Raw genomic sequence first — 21,393 nt, 5'->3', positions numbered from 1 at the left:
GTTTTTGCCTTTGGGGAGAGAAGCGAATCCGTTGCCCATCCGGGCCCAGGATCCACTGACCGCCAACGTTGAGAATTATCCGTGTCCACAGATAGCCAGGCAGCTGATCAACAACCTTCCCCCCGCGGCGGGGCCGACCAGGCAGCCCTCCGGGAAGTTCGTGGCGCCTTGAAACAGCGCGAGTTTACCCGGGCGAAGACCCTGGCGGAAAAGCTTGTGGAAGAATATCCGCAGGATAGCGAGGCCCTGTATATGCTGGCCGCAAGCCGGCGCTACCTGGGCGAACATCGACAGGCACTGGAAACCCTAGAGCAGCTGTTGGCAGTGGATGGCCGCAATGCCCGCGCATACCAGGAGCGTGGGCACAACTTCAGCCAGCTGGAAGATAACACCGCCGCGATCACTGCATACCGGCATGCGGTGGAGCTGAACCCGGCACTGCACGCCAGCTGGAAGGGCCTGGCGCTGGGCCTGCGCCAGGCCGGGGAAGTCGCTGAGGCGGAACACGCGCTGCGTCAGTTCCAGCACCTGCAGAAACTGCCGCCGGAGCTGGCGAGCGCAGCGAGCCTGTTATACGAGCGCAGGCTGTACAAGGCCGAGCAGATCTGCCGCGGCTTTCTCCAGCGCCATCGTCACCACCCGGAGGCCATGCGCCTGTTGGCATTGGTGGGAGCGGAACTGGGCATCCTGGATGATGCCGATTTCCTGCTGGAAAGCTGCCTGGAGCTCTACCCGGACTTCCATCAGGCCCGCTTTGACTATATCGGGATACTGCGCAAGCGACAGAAATTTGCCGCGGCGCTGGCGCAGGCAAAAAAATTGCGTGAGGCCCAGGGTGGTCGCCAGGCGGATATCCTGTTCGCTACCCAGAGCGCCATGGTGGGGGATTACGATACCGCACTCGGGGTCTACGACGAGATCGCCAGGGCAGAGCCGCAGTTGGCCAATATACACCTGCAGCGTGGCCATACCCTGAAGACCATTGGTCGCGCGGAGGAGGCCAACGAGGCCTATCAGGCAGCCTACCGGGCGCGCGAGGACTTTGGCGATGCTTACTGGAGTCTCGCCAATATGAAGACCTATCGCTTTTCCGACGATGAAATCGAGGCCATGCAGCGCCTGCAGTCGCGACCCGACACCGCGCTGGAGGACCGCTACCATCTCTGTTTTGCGCTGGGTAAAGCCCTGGAGGATCGTAAGCAGTTCGCCGACGCGTTCGATTTCTACGAGCAGGGCAACGCATTGAAGCGGCAGGAGTCCCGCTATAGCATCGAGCAGAACCGCCGCGACACGGAACTGCAGATCGAGCACTGTACGCCGGCGTTATTTGCGCGCAACGCCGACAAAGGCTTTCCCGCGCCCGACCCGATATTCATCGTGGGCCTGCCCCGTGCTGGTTCAACGCTGATCGAGCAGATACTCTCTTCTCACTCAGAGGTCGACGGCACTCTCGAACTACACAATGTGATGGCGGCGGCACGACGGCTGGATGGTCGCCGTAGAGCCAGTGAGGTGCCTCGCTACCCGGCGGTGTTGCACGACCTGGATCCGGGGCAACTGCGAGAGCTGGGCGAGCGCTACATAGAGGAGACGCGGATACATCGAGAAGCCGCCCCCCTGTTTATCGACAAAATGCCCAACAACTTTCGCCATATTGGCCTGATCAAGTTGATGCTTCCGAATGCAAAGATTATCGATGCGCGTCGTCACCCAATGGCGTGTTGCTTCAGTGGCTTCAAGCAGCTTTTCGCCGAGGGACAGGAGTTTACCTACGGCCTGGAGACTGTAGGGGAGTATTACCGCGACTACGTGCGCCTGATGGATCACTGGGACCGGGTGCTGCCGGGACAGGTGTTGCGCGTACATTACGAAGCTGTTGTCGATGACCTGGAGGGAGAAGTGCGGCGTATACTGGGATTCTGCGGAATTCCCTTTGAGGAAGCCTGTATCGAATTCCATACGACCCAGCGTGCTGTTCGCACACCAAGTGCGGAACAGGTGCGCCAGCCAATTTACCGCGGCAGTACTGAACAGTGGCGAAACTTCGAGACCGAACTGTCCCCACTGAAGGCGATACTCGCTGATGAAATAGCGCAGTATCCGCATAATTGAATCTTTTGCTTGCCCGTTCGGCGTGGGATCGTGGCGTAGTCTGACTTGAATGGATAGCTGGCGAGTGGGTAACCCGCCTTGCGGGTTACCGGGGCTGGAGTCGCCATGGCTTTCCTGCGATGGCGACTCGCGTGAGTTGTTAGCAGTCAGTATCCTCTGCGTCGGCGCCTTCCTTCACTTCCTCGCAGGCATCCTCCACCGCATTGCCAACATCCTCGACTTTCTCGTCGATCGTTTCACCAACTTCCTCGGCATCGGTATCGCGGTCGCACCCGGCAATGCCAACGCTCAATAAAGTGGCGAAGAAAACCAGTGCCAGTTTCCTGATGATAACCATATTCTCACTCCTAGATTGGTGAACCAGTTTATGTCAGTCAGGCTCTGACAGGTTGCAGGGCCGTTTAGTTCCCGACATTCCCAACGGTTCCGGTTACCGCCGGATAGCCCTTTCCGGAAAAGATGGCGCCCAGTGAATCCCCGCAGGGGGTTGAAAGTGAGCCAGGTAACCCTCAGTACAAAAACAGCAGAATCAATTTCGTTAATCCGTGTTCAAAAAGAGCCTGGGTGTATTGGCCAGGAACCAGGAGCTGGTCGGGCTGTCCCGGATGGGTAGCTGCCCAAGTCGGATTCAACCATTTTTCAGGCAGGGGGGAATATCTTTCCAGATCGTCTCAGTGTGAGGGTGATGGCTGTGCTGCTTGTGCAGCTGCTCCTGTTGTCACCGATTGTCCTGTCGGAGGAAAGCCAGCCTCGACCCGAAGGGCCCGCTGGTGGAGAGACTGCTGCAGGCATGCCGCCTGAATCGGCTGTTTCGGTCGCGCAGGACTCCAACGGTGGCGAGGGTCGCTTGTCCCCGGTGCAGATCGACCGGCTGGTTGAGCTGCTGGAGGATCCCGGGCAACGCAAGCAATTCCTGGGCAACCTGAAGCGGCTGCAGCAGGCCAGCGAGACTTCCCCGGGTGGGGGTGCGCTCAAGATCAGTGATGCCCTTGCGGTCGACGATGTCGCCACCGAGATAGTCCGGGATTATTCGTCATTCCTGAATGGGATTGGTCTCTCTGCGAATCAGGCAGGGAAGCTTCTGCTACTGGCCATTGCCTCGCTAATTCTGTTTATCGGAGTCGCCATCAATAACCGTGTGGCCTCTTTTGTTGACGGAAAGTTACGGCCCGGGCGCCGGCGGCTGGGAATTGCGCGGACACGCTTTTCGGTATTGTTCCAGTTGCAGCGCTGGCTTGGTTACTCTATGGCGGTGATCCTGTTTGGCTATACCGGGGTGGAACTGTTTGGCGGCGTCGTGGGTGAGCTGATTTCCAGGGAGGCGTTGCGCAACCTGGCCCAGGTGACTCTGTCTCTGTTTCTTGTACTCGCCGTGTTCTGTGCACTGTGGGAGACAATCAACGGCGTGATCGAGCACTACTTCGGTGAGCGGATGCTGTCAGCCAACGCCCGGGTGCGAACGCTCGTGCCGTTGATCCGGAACCTGCTCCTGTTTGTACTGACGGTGATGACCGGGTTGGTGTTGCTGTCGGAGTTTGATATCGATGTCATGCCGTTGTTGGCGGGTGCTGGTGTATTCGGTATTGCAATCGGTTTCGGGGCCCAGACCCTGGTCAAGGACTTCCTTACCGGTTTTACGATTCTGCTCGAGGATCTTTTGCAGGTGGAAGATATCGTGACTGTGGGCGGCCGTACCGGTGAGGTCACCAATATTTCGTTGCGAAAAATCGAACTGAGGGCGCTGGATGGTACTGTACACACCATCCCTTTCAGCGAAATTTCCGTGGTCGACAACCTGACCAAGCACTACAGCTATTACATGCTCGAAATTGGTGTGGCCTATCGCGAAGATACCGATGAGGTCATTGATTGCCTGCTCGCAGTGGATAAGGAGCTGCGGCAGAGCGATGAGTTTGGTCCATTGATCCTCGAGCCGCTCGAAGTCCTGGGAGTCGATGCATTCGCGGACAGTGCAGTCGTGATCAAGGCCCGCACCAAGACGCGGGCGCACGAGAAGTGGCGTGTTGGGAGGGAGTTTAACCGCCGCATCAAGCAAAAGTTCGACCGTGAGGGGATTGAGATTCCCTTTCCCCACCAGACGGTTTACTTCGGTGAAGACAAGTCCGGCCAGGCGCCGCCTGCGAAGGTTGAGCTGCGAGAGCGGGTCGGGCGCGATAAGCCGGTTGGTGTCATGGAGGAGGCCGGGAATGGTTGACGGGCAGGCCGGAATCTGTGGTGTGCGATGCGGAGCCTTGAGTGGACGCCTGGCCCGGGATGTCGAGGCTCCCCTCGCGGACGCCTTTCAGTAGTTGGGACTTCCGTTTAGAATCCTTTGCATATGAGATTCTGCCTCAACGTGAAAGAGGCAATCGGGAGCCCCATAAGACTATGAAGAAACAGATTTTGTTGCTGCTTGGCTGCCTTTCGGCCGGGTATTCATCCGCTGATCCGCTTTCGATCGAGAGAATCTTCTCCGATCCCGCCCTGGACGGATCCGCGCCGCGCGCACTGAAGTATTCTCCCGATGGTAGTCGAGTCACTTTCCTGAAGGGACGTGAGGACGATTACAACCGCTACGACCTGTGGGAATACAACCTGCAGGCCGGGAAAACGCGGATGCTGGTCGACTCAGATACGCTGCATCGTGGTGAGGAAGTCCTGTCGGATGAGGAAAAGGCCCGGCGCGAGCGCCAGCGCATCTATGGCAGCGGCATCATGGAGTACACATGGTCCCGGAAAGGGGACTCTCTTCTCTTCCCGCTGGCAGGTGATGTTTTTTATTATGACCTGGCCCGCAAGTCCGCCCGTCGCCTGACCGAGACCGAGGCTTTCGAGACCGATGTACGGGTCTCACCCCAGGGACGTTTTGTTTCCTTTATTCGTGACCAGGACATCTTTATTGTCGATCTGGAGACAGGCCGTGAGCGCCAGCTGACACGGGATGGCGAGGGCCCGGTCAAGAATGGCATGGCGGAATTTGTCGCCCAGGAAGAAATGGATCGCATGACCGGCTACTGGTGGTCGCCTGATGACCGGCATATCGCCTTCCTGCAGGTGGACGAGTCCCCGGTGGATGAGGTTACTCGCAGCGAGATCTATGCAGACCGCATCGATATGATCCAGCAGCGCTATCCCGCAGCCGGTCGCCCCAATGTACTGGTCAAACTGGGAGTGCTGGATGTCAGCAGTGGCGATATCCAGTGGGTCGACCTGGGCGAGAACAGGGATATTTATATTCCGCGGGTGGAGTGGGCGCGCGATGACCTGCTCAGCTATCAATGGCAGGATCGCAGCCAGCAGACGCTTGCCCTGCGCCTGGTGGATATCGGCTCCGGCAAGACGCGTACCCTGCTCGAAGAAAAGAGCGAGACCTGGGTCAACCTGCACGACGACCTGAAATTCCTGCAGGATAGTGACCGTTTTGTCTGGTCCTCCGAGCGCGACGGCTTCCGCCACCTGTACCTGTACAACCTGGACGGGGAGCTGCTGCGCCAGCTCACCCGGGGCGCCTGGTCAGTGGACGCGCTCGAGGCCGTGGATGAGGACAGCGGCAGGGTTTACTTCACCGGTCGTAAAGACACACCGCTGGAGCGCCACTTGTACCGGACCGGGCTTAAGGCTGACTCGCCGATAGAGCGGCTGTCTTCCCGCGCTGGTATGCACAGCGTCACCTTTGCCCGGGATGCCTCGGGTTATATCGACAAGTTCTCCAATATCACCACACCGTCTCAGGTGAGCCTGCACAATTCCGAGGGCCGGCAGGTAACCTGGCTCGAGGAAAATGCGGTGGAGAAAGGACACCCGTTGTATCCGTATATGGAAGACTGGATCGAGCCCGAATTCGGCACTATTGACGCACCGCGGGGCCACCAGCTGTTTTATCGCCTGTATAAGCCGGCGGGATTCGACCCGAAGAAGAAGTACCCGGTAATGGTATACCAGTATGGTGGACCGCATGCCCAGGTGGTCACCAATAGCTGGGACCGACTGTTCAACCAGTATATGGCCCAGCAGGGTTACGTGGTGTTCTCCGTCGATAACCGGGGCTCCGCCAATCGCGGTACCGAGTTTGAAAACCCAATTCACAAGGCGATGGGGTCGGTGGAGGTCGAGGACCAGGTCACCGGGGTGGAATTCCTGCGCTCGCTGCCATATGTCAGTGCAGATCGAATCGGCGTGTTCGGGCATAGCTACGGCGGTTATATGACCCTGATGAATATGTTCAAGGCCGGCGATTATTTCCAGGCAGGGGTCTCGGGGGCACCGGTCACCGACTGGGGGCTTTACGACACCCACTACACCGAGCGTTACATGGGGAATCCCAACAGCGATGCAGAAGCCTATAAGGCATCCTCGGTTTTTCCCTATGTCGATGGCCTCAAGGGTGACCTGCTGATCTACCATGGCATGGCGGACGACAATGTGCTGTTCACCAATACCACTAAACTGATCAAGCTGCTGCAGGATCAGGGCAAGCAGTTTGAGCTGATGACCTACCCGGGCAAGAAGCACAGCCTGCGCGGCAAGCAGACCCGGGTTCACCAGTACACCATGATCCGGGAATTCTTTGATCGCCACTTGAAAGCTGGTGGTTGAAGGCGGAAGTGGCGCAAGGGAGGAATCCGGGCGCCCCTTTTCTTTCACGCATGCTTCCCTTTGCAGATATAAAGCCGGGCACCGCCCGGTTTTTTTATGCCTGGCGAGCTGTCCGCGCTGTTGGGTTGAGAAGAGGTGGGAAAAAATTCTACCTGGCTCCTTATATCGGATTCTTATTCTGCCCTGATGGCCCGGGAATTGGCATGAGCGTGACTAAAAATTCATAAAAGTTTTATTGTTATATCGTTCTGGTAGTACTGCATTAAATTTGGTTATATTCCGTAGATTCCAAACTTCCTCCCGCCTCCCTATCGGGCGCGGGCAGCGTCCTGGCCGGGACCTGCAGGGCTCCGGCGGGCGGGGGAGGTCGTCCAGATCAAGAATAAAACCATGGAACTACGATGACAGGCAGGGCTACCAGGCTACTGCTGGCTGCAGTGTGTTTATTGCTTTCTTTCCCCCTGATGGCGCGGCAGCCCGTGGAGTTCCAGCCCCTGGGCGTCGCCGACGGGCTGGATGTGAAGGTGGTATCGTCCGTCATTGTGGACCGTGGCGGCCTTCTCTGGGCCGGCACCCGTGAAGGGGTTTTTCGTTACGACGGTTACCAGGCCAGGGCACTGCCAGTGGGCCAGGGTGATGCGGGGAGCCTTCCCGACAGCGACATCCGCTCCCTGTATGAGGACAGGCACGGCCATATCTGGGTGGCCAGTAACACTGCGGGGCTCAGCCGTTATGATCCGCAGACGGACAGCTTTCGCCATTTCCGGCACAAGACCGGTGACCCCCATAGCCTCAGTCACGAAAGTGTCTACGGCATGGCAGAAGACGCCAGCGGTCACCTGTGGATCGGCAGCCAGATCGGCCTGAACCGGCTGGACCCCGCCACCGGCATTGTCGAGCGCTTCTTCCACGATCCTGAGGATCCCCGTTCGCTCGCCCACGATTACGTCTATAGCGTGCATGCTGACCGCGCTGGGGACATCTGGGTTGCCACCTTAGGCGGTGGCATCAGTATCCGGCGCGCGGGCCGAGAGGGTTTCGATCATATTGACTTGTCCGACCGGCTGGGAGGCCCGTCCGCGGTCAATGATGTATTCGGGTTGGCCGAGGCGAGCGATGGCTCGATGTACGCGGCAACACGCAATGGGCTGGTGTTTATCAGCCCCGGGGCCGGCGAGGTCAGGCGCATACCGATAGCGCCGGAAAGCAGTGTGGAGGATGTGGTTACCGACCTGGCCTGGGGACCGCGGGGGCGCCTCTGGATGACAACCATGGCCTCCGGGGTACTGGTTTACGATCCTGAAACCGGTGAGATATATCCGGCTAACCCGGCGTCCCCTGGCCAGCCGGGACAGCTACCGCCCCTGCCCCAGTTGAGCCTGGTCATTAGTGGCCAGCGTATTTTTGTCGGTACCTGGGGCAGTGGGGTCTACCTCGCACGGTTGCCTGAAGAGCATTTCGGTTTCCTGAACGCGGATTCCGAGTCGAGCCAACTTCGCAACCGCAATGTCACCGCAGTCTTTGCCGATGGTGACCAGCGTCCGTGGGTGGGTAGCTTTGGTGGTGGACCACAGCCCTTTTCCCCGGGCCGGCAGCGGGCGGAGCAGCTCCACGATGCACCGGAGTTACTGGCACGTGACGGGGTGATTGCCATTACCCGGAGGCACAATGGCGAGCTGGTGGCGGGAACCAATAATGGCCTGTGGTTTCTTTCAGCCGATGGTGAGTCCGCCCAACTGGTCACTGCGGATTCCGGTCGTGGACTGGGGCAGGGATATGTCACCAGCCTGGCCGAGGACGGCCGGGGTGCACTTTGGGTAGGTGTCGGGGGTAGTGGCCTGTTCCGGCTCGCTACGAAGAGCGAGCAGTTTGCGGCCTTTACCCATGACCCGGAGAGGCAGGATTCCCTCAGCGGCAACTATATTTCCGGACTGCTGGAGGTGGGTAAAAACCTGCTCCTGGTTGGTACCCGTTCGAGCGGGCTCAATCTGTGCCAGGTGAATGAATGGTCCTGCCAGCGTTTTACCGTGTCTGATGGCCTGGGGCACCACAATGTCACCGGGATGTATCTCGCGGCAACCGGCGATATCTGGGTGGGTACGAATGGCGGTGGCCTGCATCAGTTTATCCTGTCCGCGGCCGGCCAGCTGCAATTGCAGCGCCGCTGGACCGAGCGGGATGGCCTGCTGAGTGACAATGTGGTGGGCATTGTCGAGGACGACGATGGTTCGCTCTGGATCAGTTCCCGGGAGGGGCTGACACGGCTGCAACCTGCCTCTGGTGCTTTGATCAACCACGTTGCCGAGAGTGGTTTACCGATTACGCATTTTAACGTCCGCGCCGCCGCGCGGGATGCGGATTACCTGTACTTTGGTGGGCTCGGGGGCGTTGTGATGATTCCCTCCGGCACCCCGATGCGGGAGCGGGAACCCAGCGCTGTCAGGATGGTTGAGCTGACCCAGCCCGATGGCCAGGGCGGACTCGATATACAGCCGGCCACCGCACTGAGCAAATATTCGATCGACTGGGGACAAATGTTCTCGGTCTCGTATGCTGTACTGGATTATGCGCGCGGCAGGCACGAGTACCAGTATCGCCTGAGTGAAGAAGCCGACTGGCAGTCCCTCGGCGACCGGCATTTCGTCACCCTGCTGGAGCTGTCGCCCGGCGCTCACCGTCTCAGGATTCGCGGGCGGGACGTCTTTGGCAACTGGAGCGTTTCCCCGGCCCTGGAGCTCGAGGTCATTCCGCCAATCTGGATGACTGCGGAATTTCGCGTCGGTGGTATTTTCCTGTTGCTCATCGGGACCTGGGGCTGGCACCGGCACCGGGTCCGCGGTCTGCGGCGCCGCAATCGCCAGCTGGAGCAGCTGCAACAGGACAAGGACCACGCACTGCAAACAGTGCGGGAGAGTCGTGAGGAGCTATCCCAGGCGCACTCGGGCCTGCGCAACCTGACCCGCAGATTGCAGACTGCCAAGGAAGAACAGCGGCAGGAGATTTCCCGGGAGCTGCACGATGAATTGGGGCAGACCCTTACGGCGACCAAGATCAGCCTGCAGCGGGTAAAGGGCGCCGCCGACCCGCGAGATCAGCAGGGGCTACTCGGCGCTTCCCTCACCATGATCGACAATATGATTGCCCAGGTGCGGAATATCTCCCTGAGCCTGCGGCCGCCGTTGCTCGATGAGGCCGGGCTGGTTGAGGCTTTGCGTGTACACCTTGATTCAGTGAGCGACCGCGCCGGGATACAGATCGAACTGCGGACAGACAGTGAGCTGTCCTGGATTACCGGGGAGTTCCGTACCACCATTTTCCGGCTGGTCCAGGAGGCTGTGAGTAATATCATCCGGCATGCGGGTGCCAGTCGCGTTGACGTCAGGCTGCGGCACGACGGGCAATGCCTGACCGTGGAAATCGAGGACGACGGTTGCGGGTTTGAGCCCCTGGAGGTCTGGACCCGGGCCCGCCGTGGTGAACACCTGGGCCTGCTGGGCATGCTCGAGCGGGTACATGGCGTAGGTGGCGAGATGAATTTTGATTCCAGTCCCGGCGCTGGCTGCCGGGTCACTGCAACAATACCGGGCTGACATATGCAAAAACACCCATTCCCTAACGATAACGCCCGGCGCATCCTGCTGGTGGATGACCACAGTTTGCTGCGTGCGGGTATGCGAGCCCTGCTCGACGATATGACCGGTATCGCGGTGATCGGTGAAAGTGGCGATGGCCTGGAAGCCCTTGAGATGATCCGGAAGGATCCCCCGGATGCGGTTCTCCTGGATGTCTCCCTGCCGGGCATGAACGGGCTCGAGGTGGCTGCACACCTCAGCCAGCACTATCCGGATGTGCGAATCCTGATCCTGTCCATGCATTCGGGTGCAGAGTATGTCGCCCGCGCCCTGAATGCCGGCGCACAGGGTTATTTGTTGAAGGACTCGGCATTCGATGAGCTGGCCGAGGCCCTGAAAGCCCTGTTCGCCGGGCGGGATTACCTATGCGCTGCTATCGATCGCGCCGTGGTGGAGCGTTTTGTCGCCACCGGCGGTGATGCCATTTCTGCTGCGGAGGTGCTGACTCCCCGCCAGCGACAGATCCTGCAGCTGATCGCGGAAGGCCGCGGTCCACGGGAAATTGCCGACAGCCTGAATGTCAGCGTCAAAACGGTGGAGGCCCACCGCGCCCAGCTGATGGACCGGCTGGGTATTCACAATGTGCCGGGCCTGGTGCGGTTTGCCATTCGCACCGGCCTGGTCAACCCCGAGCCCTGAAGCGGATCCGCATTGTTACGGTGCCGGTAACACTGTTATGTGAAGATAGTGCACCACTGGCACACACCTGAGTGAGCAAAAATGTGAATTCAATCACGTGAGCCCCAATATCGGGGAAACCCCGATACACCGCCTTCCAGCCTCTCCTTAACGTGGAATTGTCCCTGGTCGGGACCCATACAGCCCGGCCGCGATGTATACAATAATGAGAGGAAATCAACGTGTTAGGTAAAATCCAACGGTGCCGCAAGCCCCTTGCCGCACTGCTCGCCACACTCGTGGTTACCCTGGTTGCACCGGTAGCCAGCGCCATGAAACTCAAGACCCAGAATCTCACCCAGCTGATCACCAGCTCCGAGGCCATTGTTGCCGGCACCGTGAAAAGTGTGACTGACGGTATCGATGCCGCGGGTATTCCCTATACCGAAGTCACCATCCAGGTGGGTAGCGATGCGAAGGGCCAGATAAAGGAAGGCAGCGAATACACCTTCCGCCAGTTTGGCCTGCTGGAGCCGCGCACCATGGCCAACGGCCACAAGCTGCTGGCAATTTCCCCGGAAGGTTTCCCCCGCTGGAGCGAAGGCGAATACGTAATTGCCTTCATGCACGAAAAAGCCGGCCGCACCGGCCTGCAGACCACCGCCGGCATGGCCCAGGGCAAGTTCAGTGTGATGAACGGAAAGCTGAACAACCAGTTCAATAATGCCGGTCTGTTCGAGGGTGTGGAAATCAACCAGCAACTGCTGAGCTCGGAGCAGCAGAGCATGCTGACTACTCCCGGCGCCGTGGATGCCACCCAGTTCATGGACCTGGTTGGTCGCGCGGTTTCTGAAAACTGGATTGGTACAGGGGAGATGAAGTAATGAAACTGAACAAGCTTACTCTCGCCATTGGCCTGACCGTGGCTGCTGTGTCGGCACAGGCCGCCGGTCCCCTGTACACCACCGATGGGGAAAATCCGCAACCGCTCAAGTGGGACACCAGCAAGGGCCCCATCCCGGTCTACACCGATGGAGGTGAGGCCTTTACCGTGGGCTACGATGGCTCGACATTCCTCAGCATCGACCGTGCCAATGAAATCACGGCCCACGCCTTTGCGAACTGGAGCGACGTGCCCACCTCCACTTTCTCCGCCGAGATTGCCGGCACCATCGAGGAAAAGCTGGGCATTGCCGACGTGACCGGCGAGACCGCCACCGAAATTTACACCAAAGAAAACGGCTACGGCTTCTGGGTCCTGTACGACACTGACGGCTCCATCCTGGAAGACTTCTTCGGCGTACCGAAAGAAGCGGTATTGGGCATTGCTTTCCCCGAGTGGACCGATGGCAACGGCACCATCATCGAGGCGACTGCGGTAATGAACGGCTGGAATGTCTGGGACACCGATACTGAGGGCAACAACGTGGCCGGTGTGTTTACTCACGAATTCGGCCATGCGATCAATCTGTCCCACACTCAGGTTAATGGCCAGCTCGCATACCAGAGCTATACCTACAGCCCCAACTACCCGGGCGTGGCAGGCTGCGACGTGGAGCCGATCCATCGCTGGGATTATCCAGAGGCGTTTGGGGCCAATAATGCCAGCCCGGACATCATCGAGACGATGTTCCCGTTTATTAACCACAGTGGCCGGGCGGGGGCCGAGCAGAGCACTATCGAGCACCCGGATGATGTCGCGGCTATTTCCAATCTGTACCCGAGCGCCGATTACGCCTCCACCACCGGCTCCATTACCGGCGTGCTGCGCCTCAAGGATGGCAAGACCGAGTACAGCGGTATCAACGTCATCGCCCGTAATGTGGACAACCCGCTCTACGATGCGGTTTCCGACATGACCGGTTCGGCCACCCAGGGCAAGGTGGGCCCCGACGGCCGCTTCACCATCCGTAACCTGACTCCGGGCGAGGAATACGTACTGTATCTCGAGCAGATCGACTCGGGTGGCTACCCGACCATGCGCACTCGCCTGCTGTCCCAGGCCGAGTACTGGAACGCGTCAGAAAGCAGCGATCCCCTGGTAGACAACGCCTGTGACGCGACCCCGATCCAGGCGGAAGCCGGTGTGACCAAGGAGGCCGATTTCTATTTCAACGGCTTTGACAAGGGCGTGCAGGTGACCCCGCTGGTTCAGGCCTTTGTGATGGATATGGCCAAGGGTGGCAAGCGCGCTGCCGGCGTCGCGGGCAGAACGGCATTCATGTGGGACGAGAAAAAGGGCTTCAAGGTCCTGCCGCCGGAATTCGTGCCGGCCAACGGTGCCCTGAACCGCAATGGCCAGAAGATGCTGGTACAGAAAGACTTTACTGGCAACGGTATCCAGGAAGCCGCTATCTGGTCTGAAAACGGCGTCACGCCGCTGGGCGACCTGAACGACAACAGCTGCGGCGGTAGCTCAGTCACCGGTTCAACCGCTACCAGCGGCTGGGCGTTGGACGACAAGGGTGACACGGCTGTGGGCATTGCCTACAAGGATATTGATGGCGACGGCAATTGCCAGACCTCCTTCAGTGGTGAGATTGTACCCTTTATCTGGGACAAGACCGGTGGCATGCGCGAGCTGGACACCGACGGCATCGACTGGGATCGCACCCAGTTTATCCGTGCCCATGGTATCTCGGGCAATGGCGAAGTAGTGCTGGGCTCGAATACGCATTTCAAGGCAGTTGCCTGGGTGAATGATGGTGCCATGATCGACTTGCACGGTGCTTTCGGGGCCTACGAGGCCTATGCCAGCAGCTACGACGGCAGCAAGGTGGCGCTCGCAACCAGAGACGGAGTGCAGCTCTGGAACCCGGCCAAAGGCACCGGTGTGGATGCCCTCACCAATATTGGCTCCCTGCGCTGGTGTGAGGATATGCCGTTCTACTACTTCGGTTACAACTACTGCCAGTTACTGACCGAGGAAGAGATCACTGAGGCGGCAGGCCCAATCCCGCTGACTGTCTTCGACATGAGCGATGACGGCAGTGTCGCCATCGGTCGCGCCGGCAACTGGCGTATGGGGCTTGCCGGCGGTATGTGGGTCGAGGGCATTGGCTGGATGCACTTCGCCGACTTCCTGAAGAAACAGGGCGTGGTTGAGATGGACCAGTTGCCACTCGATAACCCGCTCTCCATCAGCGCCTCCGGTACTGAAATTGTCGGTGGCCTTGCGGGCATCTCCTTCTCCTGGAAGGTCGACCTGGACCAGGTATATGTTTGCGAAAACGGTGTCTCTGAGCAGGTCGGTTTCCCCGGTGGGCTGCGTGAGGCAGTTGCCGGTGGTGCGGAAGTTGGCCGCTGTGAGTTCCTGGAACAATAATAACTATTCCTCTCTTTGATTTAGCGGGGCTTTGCCCCGCTTTTTTGCTTTTTTTAGCTTTGTCCCTGTGAGTTCGGGGAGACTGTCAATTTAGGGGATTCCCCTATGTATTGTCTCGGCTGAACGCCGTAACCTTATAACCGTATTTGGATCAACCGATCTGAATCGGCTGAAGGTAGTTCACGATCAAAAACTGGGTGGGCAGGGCCTGCGGTACCCCAAGGCTGCATCAGGGCACCATGTCTCCTGAAAAAAATTGATCGATGTGAATATACAGTTCAGTGATTCCCTTGAGGCATTGATGGCGGGGCTTGTCCCCGCCTTTTTTTTGCCTGGTGCAACTGTCCCCTCCTCGCCGTCGGTTTCCTGCATATGCCGTTGATGGCCAGTAATGTGCCTGAAGGGGCTCGCTTTAATGAAAGACGCGACAATTCTGCGGTGTAGTATGCAGGCGTTTCATGATGGGCTTCCCGTATAGGGGGATATAGGGGATTCCCCTATACAGGCCCGGAATCCATATTTTTATTGTCGATTGATCCAGGTTGTCTGCTGGAGATGTGTCCAATTTAAAATAAGGAATCAAATATGATTGGGAAACTCCAACAGTGTCGCAAGCCAGTTGCTGCACTGATCGCCATGCTTGTGGTGACGCTGGTTGCGCCGGTAGCCAGTGCCATGAAGCTTAAAACCCAGAACCTGACCCAGTTGATAACCAGTTCTGAATCAATTGTTGCCGGCACTGTCATGAGCGTTTCTGACGGTATTGATGCGGCGGGCATTCCCTATACCGAAGTTACGATCCAGGTCGGCAGTGATGCCAAGGGCAAAGTGAAAGAGGGCAGTGAATACACCTTCCGGCAGTTCGGCCTCCTCGAGCCGCACACCGCAGCCAATGGCCACAAGATGCTGGCGATTTCTCCCGAGGGTTTTCCGCGCTGGAATGAGGGCGAATATGTGATCGCCTTTATGCATGAAAAGGCCGGTCGCACCGGACTGCAGACGACGGCTGGCATGGCGCAGGGTAAGTTCAGTGTCATGAACGGCAAGTTGAGCAACCAGTTCAATAATGCAGGCCTGTTTGAGGATGTGGAAATCAACCAGCAGCTCCTGAGCCCGGAGCAGCAGAGCATGCTGACCACCGCCGGTGCCGTGGATGCCGGCCAGTTTATTGACCTGGTGGGTCGGGCGGTTTCGGAAAACTGGATTGGCAAGGGAGACATGAAATAATGAAACTTAACAACCTGACCCTCGCCGTCGGCCTGGCAGTTGCCGCTACTTCTGTGCACGCGGCCGGTCCGCTTTATACGACGGATGGGCAAAACCCCCAGCCACTGAAATGGGATACCAGTAAGGGACCTATCCCGGTATATACCGATGGTGGTGAAGCGTTTACCTTCGACTACGATGCAGAAACCCCGTTTATTACCATCGACCGGGCCAACGAAATTACTGCTCATGCGTTCAGGAACTGGAGTGACGTGCCGACATCCACCTTCGCCGCAGAAATTACCGGGACCATCGAGCAGATGGCCGGTATTGATGACGTTACCGGTGAAAATGCGGCAGAAATCTATACCAAAGAAAACGGCTATGGTTTCTGGGTGCTGTACGATACCGATGGCTCCATCCTGGAGGATTTTTTCGGGGTGCCTAAGGAAGCGGTGCTCGGCATTGCGTTCCCTGAATGGACAGATGGCAATGGCACTATCATTGAGGCCACCGCGGTAATGAACGGCTGGAATGTCTGGGACACGGACGTCGATGGCAATAATGTTGCTGGTGTCTTTACCCATGAATTCGGCCATGCGATCAACCTGTCCCACTCGCAGGTTAATGGCCAGCTGGCATACCAGAGCTATACCTACAGCCCCAACTACCCCGGGGTCCCGGGATGCGATGTCGATCCTGTGCATCGCTGGGATTATCCCGCTTATGCGAATGCGAACAACGCGGACCCGGCAATCATCGAGACCATGTTCCCGTTTATCAACCACAGTGGCCGCGCCGGTGCCGAGCAGAGCACTATCGAGCACCCGGACGACGTGGCGGCGATTTCGAACATTTACCCGACAGCTGATTACGCTTCAAGCACGGGCACCATCAGCGGTGTGTTGCGCCTGAAGGATGGTAAGACCGAGTACAGTGGTATCAACGTGATTGCCCGCAATGTCGACAATCCGCTGTTTGATGCGGTATCCGATATGACTGGTTCCGCCACCCAGGGCAAGGTGGGCCCGGATGGCCGGTTCACCATCCGCAACCTGACCCCGGGGCAGGAATATGTCCTGTACCTGGAACAAATCAATAGCGGTGGCTACCCGACCGCACGTACCAGGCTGCTGTCCCAGCAGGAGTACTGGAACGAGTCAGAAGGTACCGACCCGCTCCAGGATGCAGCCTGTGACGCGACCCCGATAGTCGCGGAAGCCGGTGTCACCCGTGAAGCGGATTTCTACTTCAACGGTTACCAGAAAGGTGTCCAGGTGACCCCGATTGTATCGGCCTTTGTGCTGGATATGGCCAAGAACGGTAAGAAGGGTGCGGGCCTGGCGGGCCAGACAGCTTTCCTGTGGGATGAGGATAAAGGCTTCAAGGTCCTGCCCGCGGATATTGTCCCGGCCAACGGCGCCCTGGACCGCAACGGCCAGAAGATGCTGGTACAGAAGGACTTTACCGGTAATGGCATCCAGGAAGCAGCCATCTGGTCGGAGCAGGGGATTACCCGTCTCGGTGACCTGAACGGCAACAGCTGTGGTGGTGGCTCCCAGACCGGCGTGGCAGCGGTCAGCGGTTGGGCCATGGATGACAAGGGGGAAACCGCGGTGGGGCTCGCCTACAAGGACGTCGACGGAGATGGCTTCTGCCAGCGCTCATTCACCGGTGAAATCGTGCCCTTTATCTGGGACAGGAAGGGCGGCATGCGCGAGCTGGATACCTCCAGTATCGACTGGGGCAGGACCCAGTTTATCCGCGCACAGGGTATCTCCGGTAATGGTGAAGTGGTCCTGGGCCTCGACAGCCACCAGCGTGCCGTGGCCTGGGTAAACGACGGCCCGATCATCAGGCTGCACGATGCGTTTGGTGCACGGGATGCGTACGCATCCAGTTATGACGGCCGCAGGGTTGCCCTGACAACTGCTGATGGTGTGAAGCTATGGGATGCAAGCAAGGGAACCAGCCCGGACGCAGTGACCAATATCGGCTCCCTGCGCTGGTGCGAGGATATGCCGTTCTACTTCTTCGGGCTGAACTACTGTGACGTGCTGAGCGAGGAGGAGATCACCGACGCTGTGGGGCCGGTGCCGCTAAGCGTTTCTGATATGAGCGATGACGGCCGTGTCGCTATCGGTCGTGCAGGAAGCTTTCGTATGGGCCTGGCAGGCGGGCTCTGGGTCGAGGGAATTGGCTGGATGCAGCTCGCTGACTTCCTGAGGAAGCAGGGCGTAGTGGAAATGGATTCCCTGCCGATGAACAACCCGATTTCCATCAGCGCCTCTGGCACTGAAATCATGGGTGGCCTGGCCGGCATACAGTTTTCCTGGAAAATCGACCTGGACCAGGCCTACGTCTGTAACAGTGGCGTTTCCCAGCAGGTTGGTTTCCCCGGCGGGCTCCGTGAGGCGGTGGCCGCGGGTGCCGAAGTGGGCCGCTGCGAGTTTATAGACCAATAACAACCGCTATATTTTCCCTACACCAGGGCGGGGCTTTGCCCCGCCTTTTTTTATTCTGGCGCGGTCTTTTACGGGTCTGTCCCTGCCATTGAAAATAAAGTGCCAGAAGGCGCCTGTCGGCGAGAAGTTGGCCTCTGGGGGCGCGCTGAATTCCTATACTGCAGTCCTCGCAGTTTTCCATACGGATGACAATAAAGAGGAAATGCAGCATGGCGCTCTGGAAACCCGATCCCTCCTTCTACCCCTCCGCCAAAATGGCGATGCAGGCGCCACCGGAACGGCACGCCTACGTGGCGGCGCTGAATACCGGCCGCAATGACCAGCCCGATGGCATCCGGGTGGTGGACCTGGACCCGCACTCGTCCAGTTATGGCGAGGTGGTCCATGCCCTGGACCTGCCGCATCTGGATGATGAGCTGCACCACTTCGGCTGGAATGCCTGCAGCTCCGCCCTGTGTCCCTACGCACCGCACCCGCACCTGGAGCGGCGCTACCTGGTGGTACCGGGAATTCGCAGTTCCCGCCTGTATATCATCGATACCAAACCCGACCCCCGCCGGCCACGGATCACCAAGGTGATCGAGCCGGAGGAAATGATGGCCAAGTCTGGTTACAGCCGGCCCCATACCGTGCACTGTGGCCCGGACGCCATTTATGTCAGTGCCATGGGGTCCGCCAACGGTGATGAGGGCCCGGGTGGTATTTTCCTGCTGGACCATTTCAGCTTCGAGGTGATTGGCCCCTGGGAGCTCGATCGTGGTGACCAGTCGCTGGCCTACGATTTCTGGTGGCACCTGGCACAGGACGTCATGGTGACCAGCGAGTGGGGCACGCCGCGCCAGTTCGAGAACGGGCTGGTACCCGAGGAACTGCTGGGACAGAAGTACGGCCACCGTATTCACTTCTGGGACCTGCGCAAACGCAAGCTCAGCCAGACCATTGACCTGGGCAAGCAGCACCAGATGGTGCTGGAGTTACGCCCCGCGCACGATCCCCGCAAGACCTATGGTTTCGCCGGGGTGGTGGTGAGCACCGAGGACCTGTCCGCATCCATCTGGCTCTGGCACCAGAAAGGCGGCACCTGGCAAATGGACAAGGTGATCACCATCCCGCCGGAACCCGCCGATGCGGATGACCTGCCCCCCGCCCTGAAGGACTTCGGTGCCGTTCCCCCACTGGTGAGCGATATTGACCTGTCCCTGGATGACCGCTTCCTGTATGTCTCCTGCTGGGGGACCGGCGAGCTGCACCAGTATGATGTCTCTGATCCCTTCAAACCGAAGCTGGCCGGCAAGGTGGCTATTGGCGGTATCGTCAACAAGGCCCCGCACCCGAAGTCCGCGGACCCTCTCCTGGGCGGGCCGCAGATGGTGGAGATCAGCCGTGACGGTCGACGGGTCTACTTCACCAATTCCCTTTACAGCACCTGGGACGACCAGTTTTACCCGGACCGGATGGGCGGCTGGATGGTGAAGGTGGATGTAGACCCCGATGGTGGCATCCAGCTGGACCCGGACTTCTTTGTGGATTTCGGGGAAACCCGGGTGCACCAGGTGCGGCTGGAGGGCGGGGACGCCTCCACCGATTCATTCTGCTACCCCTGATGATCGCGTGGTACAGGACATGTTAGGGCCACTGGGGCCCTGGCTGGCAATGCTCGGGTTCGGTGCCTTTCACGGCCTCAACCCGGGGATGGGCTGGCTATTTGCCCTGTCGCTGGGCCTGCAGCAGCAGCGCGAGCGGGTGATCTGGCTGTCACTCCTGCCCATTGCTGCCGGTCACGCCCTGGCGATCTGCCTGGCAGTGGTGCTGGTGCTGCTGGGGTTGCAGGTAGTCTCGCTGACGGCACTGCAGTGGATCACTGCCGGGATGCTGTTGCTCTTTGGCCTCTACAAACTGTTCAATTATTACCGTCACCCACGCTGGGTGGGAATGAAGGTCGGGGCCCGCGACCTGTTCCTGTGGTCTTTCCTGATGGCCACAGCCCATGGTGCCGGGCTGATGGTAGTGCCGGCACTTTTGGGGGTGGCCGGAAGTATGGAGGGTGCCCATGCAGGCCATGCGGGTCATGCTGGAGATGGAACCTCCGGCGGGCTGGTGATGCTGGGAGCGGTGGCGCTGCACACTGGTGCGATGTTGCTGGTGATGGGGGCGACGGCGTGGATTGTCTACCGTAGGTTCGGGCTCGCCATCCTGCGCCAACGCTGGGTTAACTTCGATCTTATCTGGGCGGTGGCATTGCTGGTGGCGGCGGTGATCGCTGCGCTGATGGCCTGGAGCTGACACCGGGGCAGGGCAAGGCCAGTTGTGCTCAGTCCCGCAGCAGGGTGTCCGCAAACGATGGGCGCGCTTCCAGTTGTTCGGATAGGCGGGCCAGCCGGGGAAAGTCGGCCCGCCAGGAAATATCCGGGTGCCGGAAATCCAGGTAGGCCAGTGCTGAACCGAGGCTGATATGGGTCATGGACAGTGCTCCGGGTAGCGTATCGCAGCGCTGTTCCAGCCAGTGCAGGGTGCGGCCCGCCGCATGACTGTAACGATCCCACCAGAAGTCCGAGCGCAATCCCTGTTGGGCGCGGGCATCCTCTACCCGGCGCAGGACCAGGGTATCCATCAACCCCTGGCAGACGCTGTGCAATGTCTGCAGCTGCCAGTCCTCCCCGGATGGCAGGCTCAATCGTCCATCTCCTTCCCCGCGATCCAGGTAGTCACAGATCACCTGGCTGTCCATGATCGATGCGCCACTATCCAGCAGCAGGCAGGGCACTTTGCCGAGCGGGTTGCTGGCGATAAATTCCGGCGGGTTATCAAAAGGGTGGGCCACCTGCTCGCTGACGCGAGACTGTAGTGATTGCTCACGCACAACGATGCGTGTCGCCCGCGCATAGGGCGAAGCATGGGTAATGAAAAGCTTCATGGTCAGTCTGTCCGGTTACTCAGCAGGTCCCTGCAGGTGTGCGCGAGATGGGAAACGCGCACCCTGTGGCAGGCTTCCAGTGTGACGAACAGACTGGCGGTAATCCAGTCGTGATTCAGGGCCGGTGGCCGGCGCTCACTCAGATATGGATATCTTTGTCAGTAATGCGCCGGTAGAGCCGGTCTTTCATGTGGGCGCGCTGGATCTTGAGTTCGTTGAAGTGCTGGTCGCTGGTAGCGACGCCCCTTTCCTCCAGGCCCCGTATCTGTTTATCCAGCTTGTGGTAGGTATCGCTCTGGGTCTTGAAGTCCAGGTCCACCTCGTTGAGCCGGCGGATGGTCCGGGAATGCTCGGGGAAGTCTGCTTCCAGGGTATGGGGGGCAATGGCCATTGGTCGACTCCTGGCTAATTTTTGATCTGCCACAGGAATAATTGTAGTTGCATTGGGTGACAGTGACCGCTCTCAAGTAAAGCTAAATGATAATGGTTTGCAAAAGCGTTTACCCCCTATTATGATGCCGGCCG

Annotated in this window: 14 protein-coding genes; 11 read left to right on the top strand and 3 right to left on the bottom strand. The window is 59.0% G+C overall.

From position 1 onward, the window contains the following. Window positions 1–81 precede the first annotated feature (81 nt). Window positions 82–2,112, top strand: a complete 2,031-nt coding sequence (locus LVD10_RS06960; RefSeq protein WP_369413274.1) for a tetratricopeptide repeat-containing sulfotransferase family protein — start codon at window positions 82–84, stop codon at window positions 2,110–2,112. A 139-nt stretch (window positions 2,113–2,251) separates the two neighbouring features. Here LVD10_RS06960 and LVD10_RS06955 read toward each other — a convergent pair whose 3' ends face one another. Further along, the gene (locus tag LVD10_RS06955) at window positions 2,252–2,449 is read right to left on the bottom strand and encodes a hypothetical protein (RefSeq protein WP_233006291.1); all 198 of its coding nucleotides are present in this window, start codon (window positions 2,447–2,449) and stop codon (window positions 2,252–2,254) included. Between the two features lie 348 nt (window positions 2,450–2,797). Between LVD10_RS06955 and LVD10_RS06950 the strand changes: the two genes are divergently transcribed. From LVD10_RS06950 to LVD10_RS06905, 10 genes are all read left to right on the top strand, one after another. Then, window positions 2,798–4,327, top strand: a complete 1,530-nt coding sequence (locus LVD10_RS06950; RefSeq protein ID WP_237062653.1) for a mechanosensitive ion channel family protein — start codon at window positions 2,798–2,800, stop codon at window positions 4,325–4,327. Between the two features lie 173 nt (window positions 4,328–4,500). Then, window positions 4,501–6,708 (top strand): S9 family peptidase, encoded by a 2,208-nt coding sequence (locus tag LVD10_RS06945; protein WP_237062645.1) that lies wholly within the window; start codon window positions 4,501–4,503, stop codon window positions 6,706–6,708. A 401-nt stretch (window positions 6,709–7,109) separates the two neighbouring features. Then, window positions 7,110–10,298: a two-component regulator propeller domain-containing protein gene (locus LVD10_RS06940; protein ID WP_237062643.1), complete on the top strand. Its 3,189-nt coding sequence runs from the start codon at window positions 7,110–7,112 to the stop codon at window positions 10,296–10,298. 3 nt (window positions 10,299–10,301) lie between these two features. After that, window positions 10,302–10,979 (top strand): response regulator, encoded by a 678-nt coding sequence (locus tag LVD10_RS06935; protein WP_233006287.1) that lies wholly within the window; start codon window positions 10,302–10,304, stop codon window positions 10,977–10,979. A 221-nt stretch (window positions 10,980–11,200) separates the two neighbouring features. Then, window positions 11,201–11,842, top strand: coding sequence for a hypothetical protein (locus tag LVD10_RS06930; RefSeq protein ID WP_233006286.1), 642 nt, complete (start codon window positions 11,201–11,203; stop codon window positions 11,840–11,842). Continuing rightward, entirely contained in the window at window positions 11,842–14,283 is a 2,442-nt protein-coding gene (locus LVD10_RS06925; RefSeq protein ID WP_233006285.1) for a matrixin family metalloprotease, read from the top strand. Before LVD10_RS06930 ends, LVD10_RS06925 begins: the two co-directional genes overlap by 1 nt. A 585-nt stretch (window positions 14,284–14,868) precedes the next feature. Further along, a complete protein-coding gene (locus tag LVD10_RS06920; RefSeq protein ID WP_233006284.1) occupies window positions 14,869–15,510 on the top strand; it encodes a hypothetical protein in 642 nt (213 codons plus the stop codon). Next, a complete protein-coding gene (locus LVD10_RS06915; RefSeq protein WP_233006283.1) occupies window positions 15,510–17,954 on the top strand; it encodes a matrixin family metalloprotease in 2,445 nt (814 codons plus the stop codon). The genes LVD10_RS06920 and LVD10_RS06915 overlap by 1 nt, the downstream gene beginning before the upstream one ends. A 209-nt stretch (window positions 17,955–18,163) precedes the next feature. Beyond that, window positions 18,164–19,558 (top strand): selenium-binding family protein, encoded by a 1,395-nt coding sequence (locus LVD10_RS06910; RefSeq protein WP_233006282.1) that lies wholly within the window; start codon window positions 18,164–18,166, stop codon window positions 19,556–19,558. Window positions 19,559–19,577: 19 nt separating this feature from the next. After that, a complete protein-coding gene (locus LVD10_RS06905; protein ID WP_233006281.1) occupies window positions 19,578–20,237 on the top strand; it encodes a hypothetical protein in 660 nt (219 codons plus the stop codon). Between the two features lie 28 nt (window positions 20,238–20,265). Here LVD10_RS06905 and LVD10_RS06900 read toward each other — a convergent pair whose 3' ends face one another. Together LVD10_RS06900 and LVD10_RS06895 are read right to left on the bottom strand one after the other, a co-directional pair. After that, complete coding sequence (locus LVD10_RS06900) at window positions 20,266–20,868, bottom strand: glutathione S-transferase family protein (RefSeq protein ID WP_233006280.1); 603 nt, start codon at window positions 20,866–20,868, stop codon at window positions 20,266–20,268. 139 nt (window positions 20,869–21,007) lie between these two features. Further along, the gene (locus LVD10_RS06895; protein WP_233006279.1) at window positions 21,008–21,259 is read right to left on the bottom strand and encodes an HP1242/YdcH family protein; all 252 of its coding nucleotides are present in this window, start codon (window positions 21,257–21,259) and stop codon (window positions 21,008–21,010) included. Window positions 21,260–21,393: the final 134 nt, after the last annotated feature.

The organism is Microbulbifer zhoushanensis (assembly GCF_021729055.1).
Lineage (GTDB): Bacteria > Pseudomonadota > Gammaproteobacteria > Pseudomonadales > Cellvibrionaceae > Microbulbifer > Microbulbifer zhoushanensis.
This window is presented reverse-complemented; position numbering and strand designations above follow the sequence as displayed.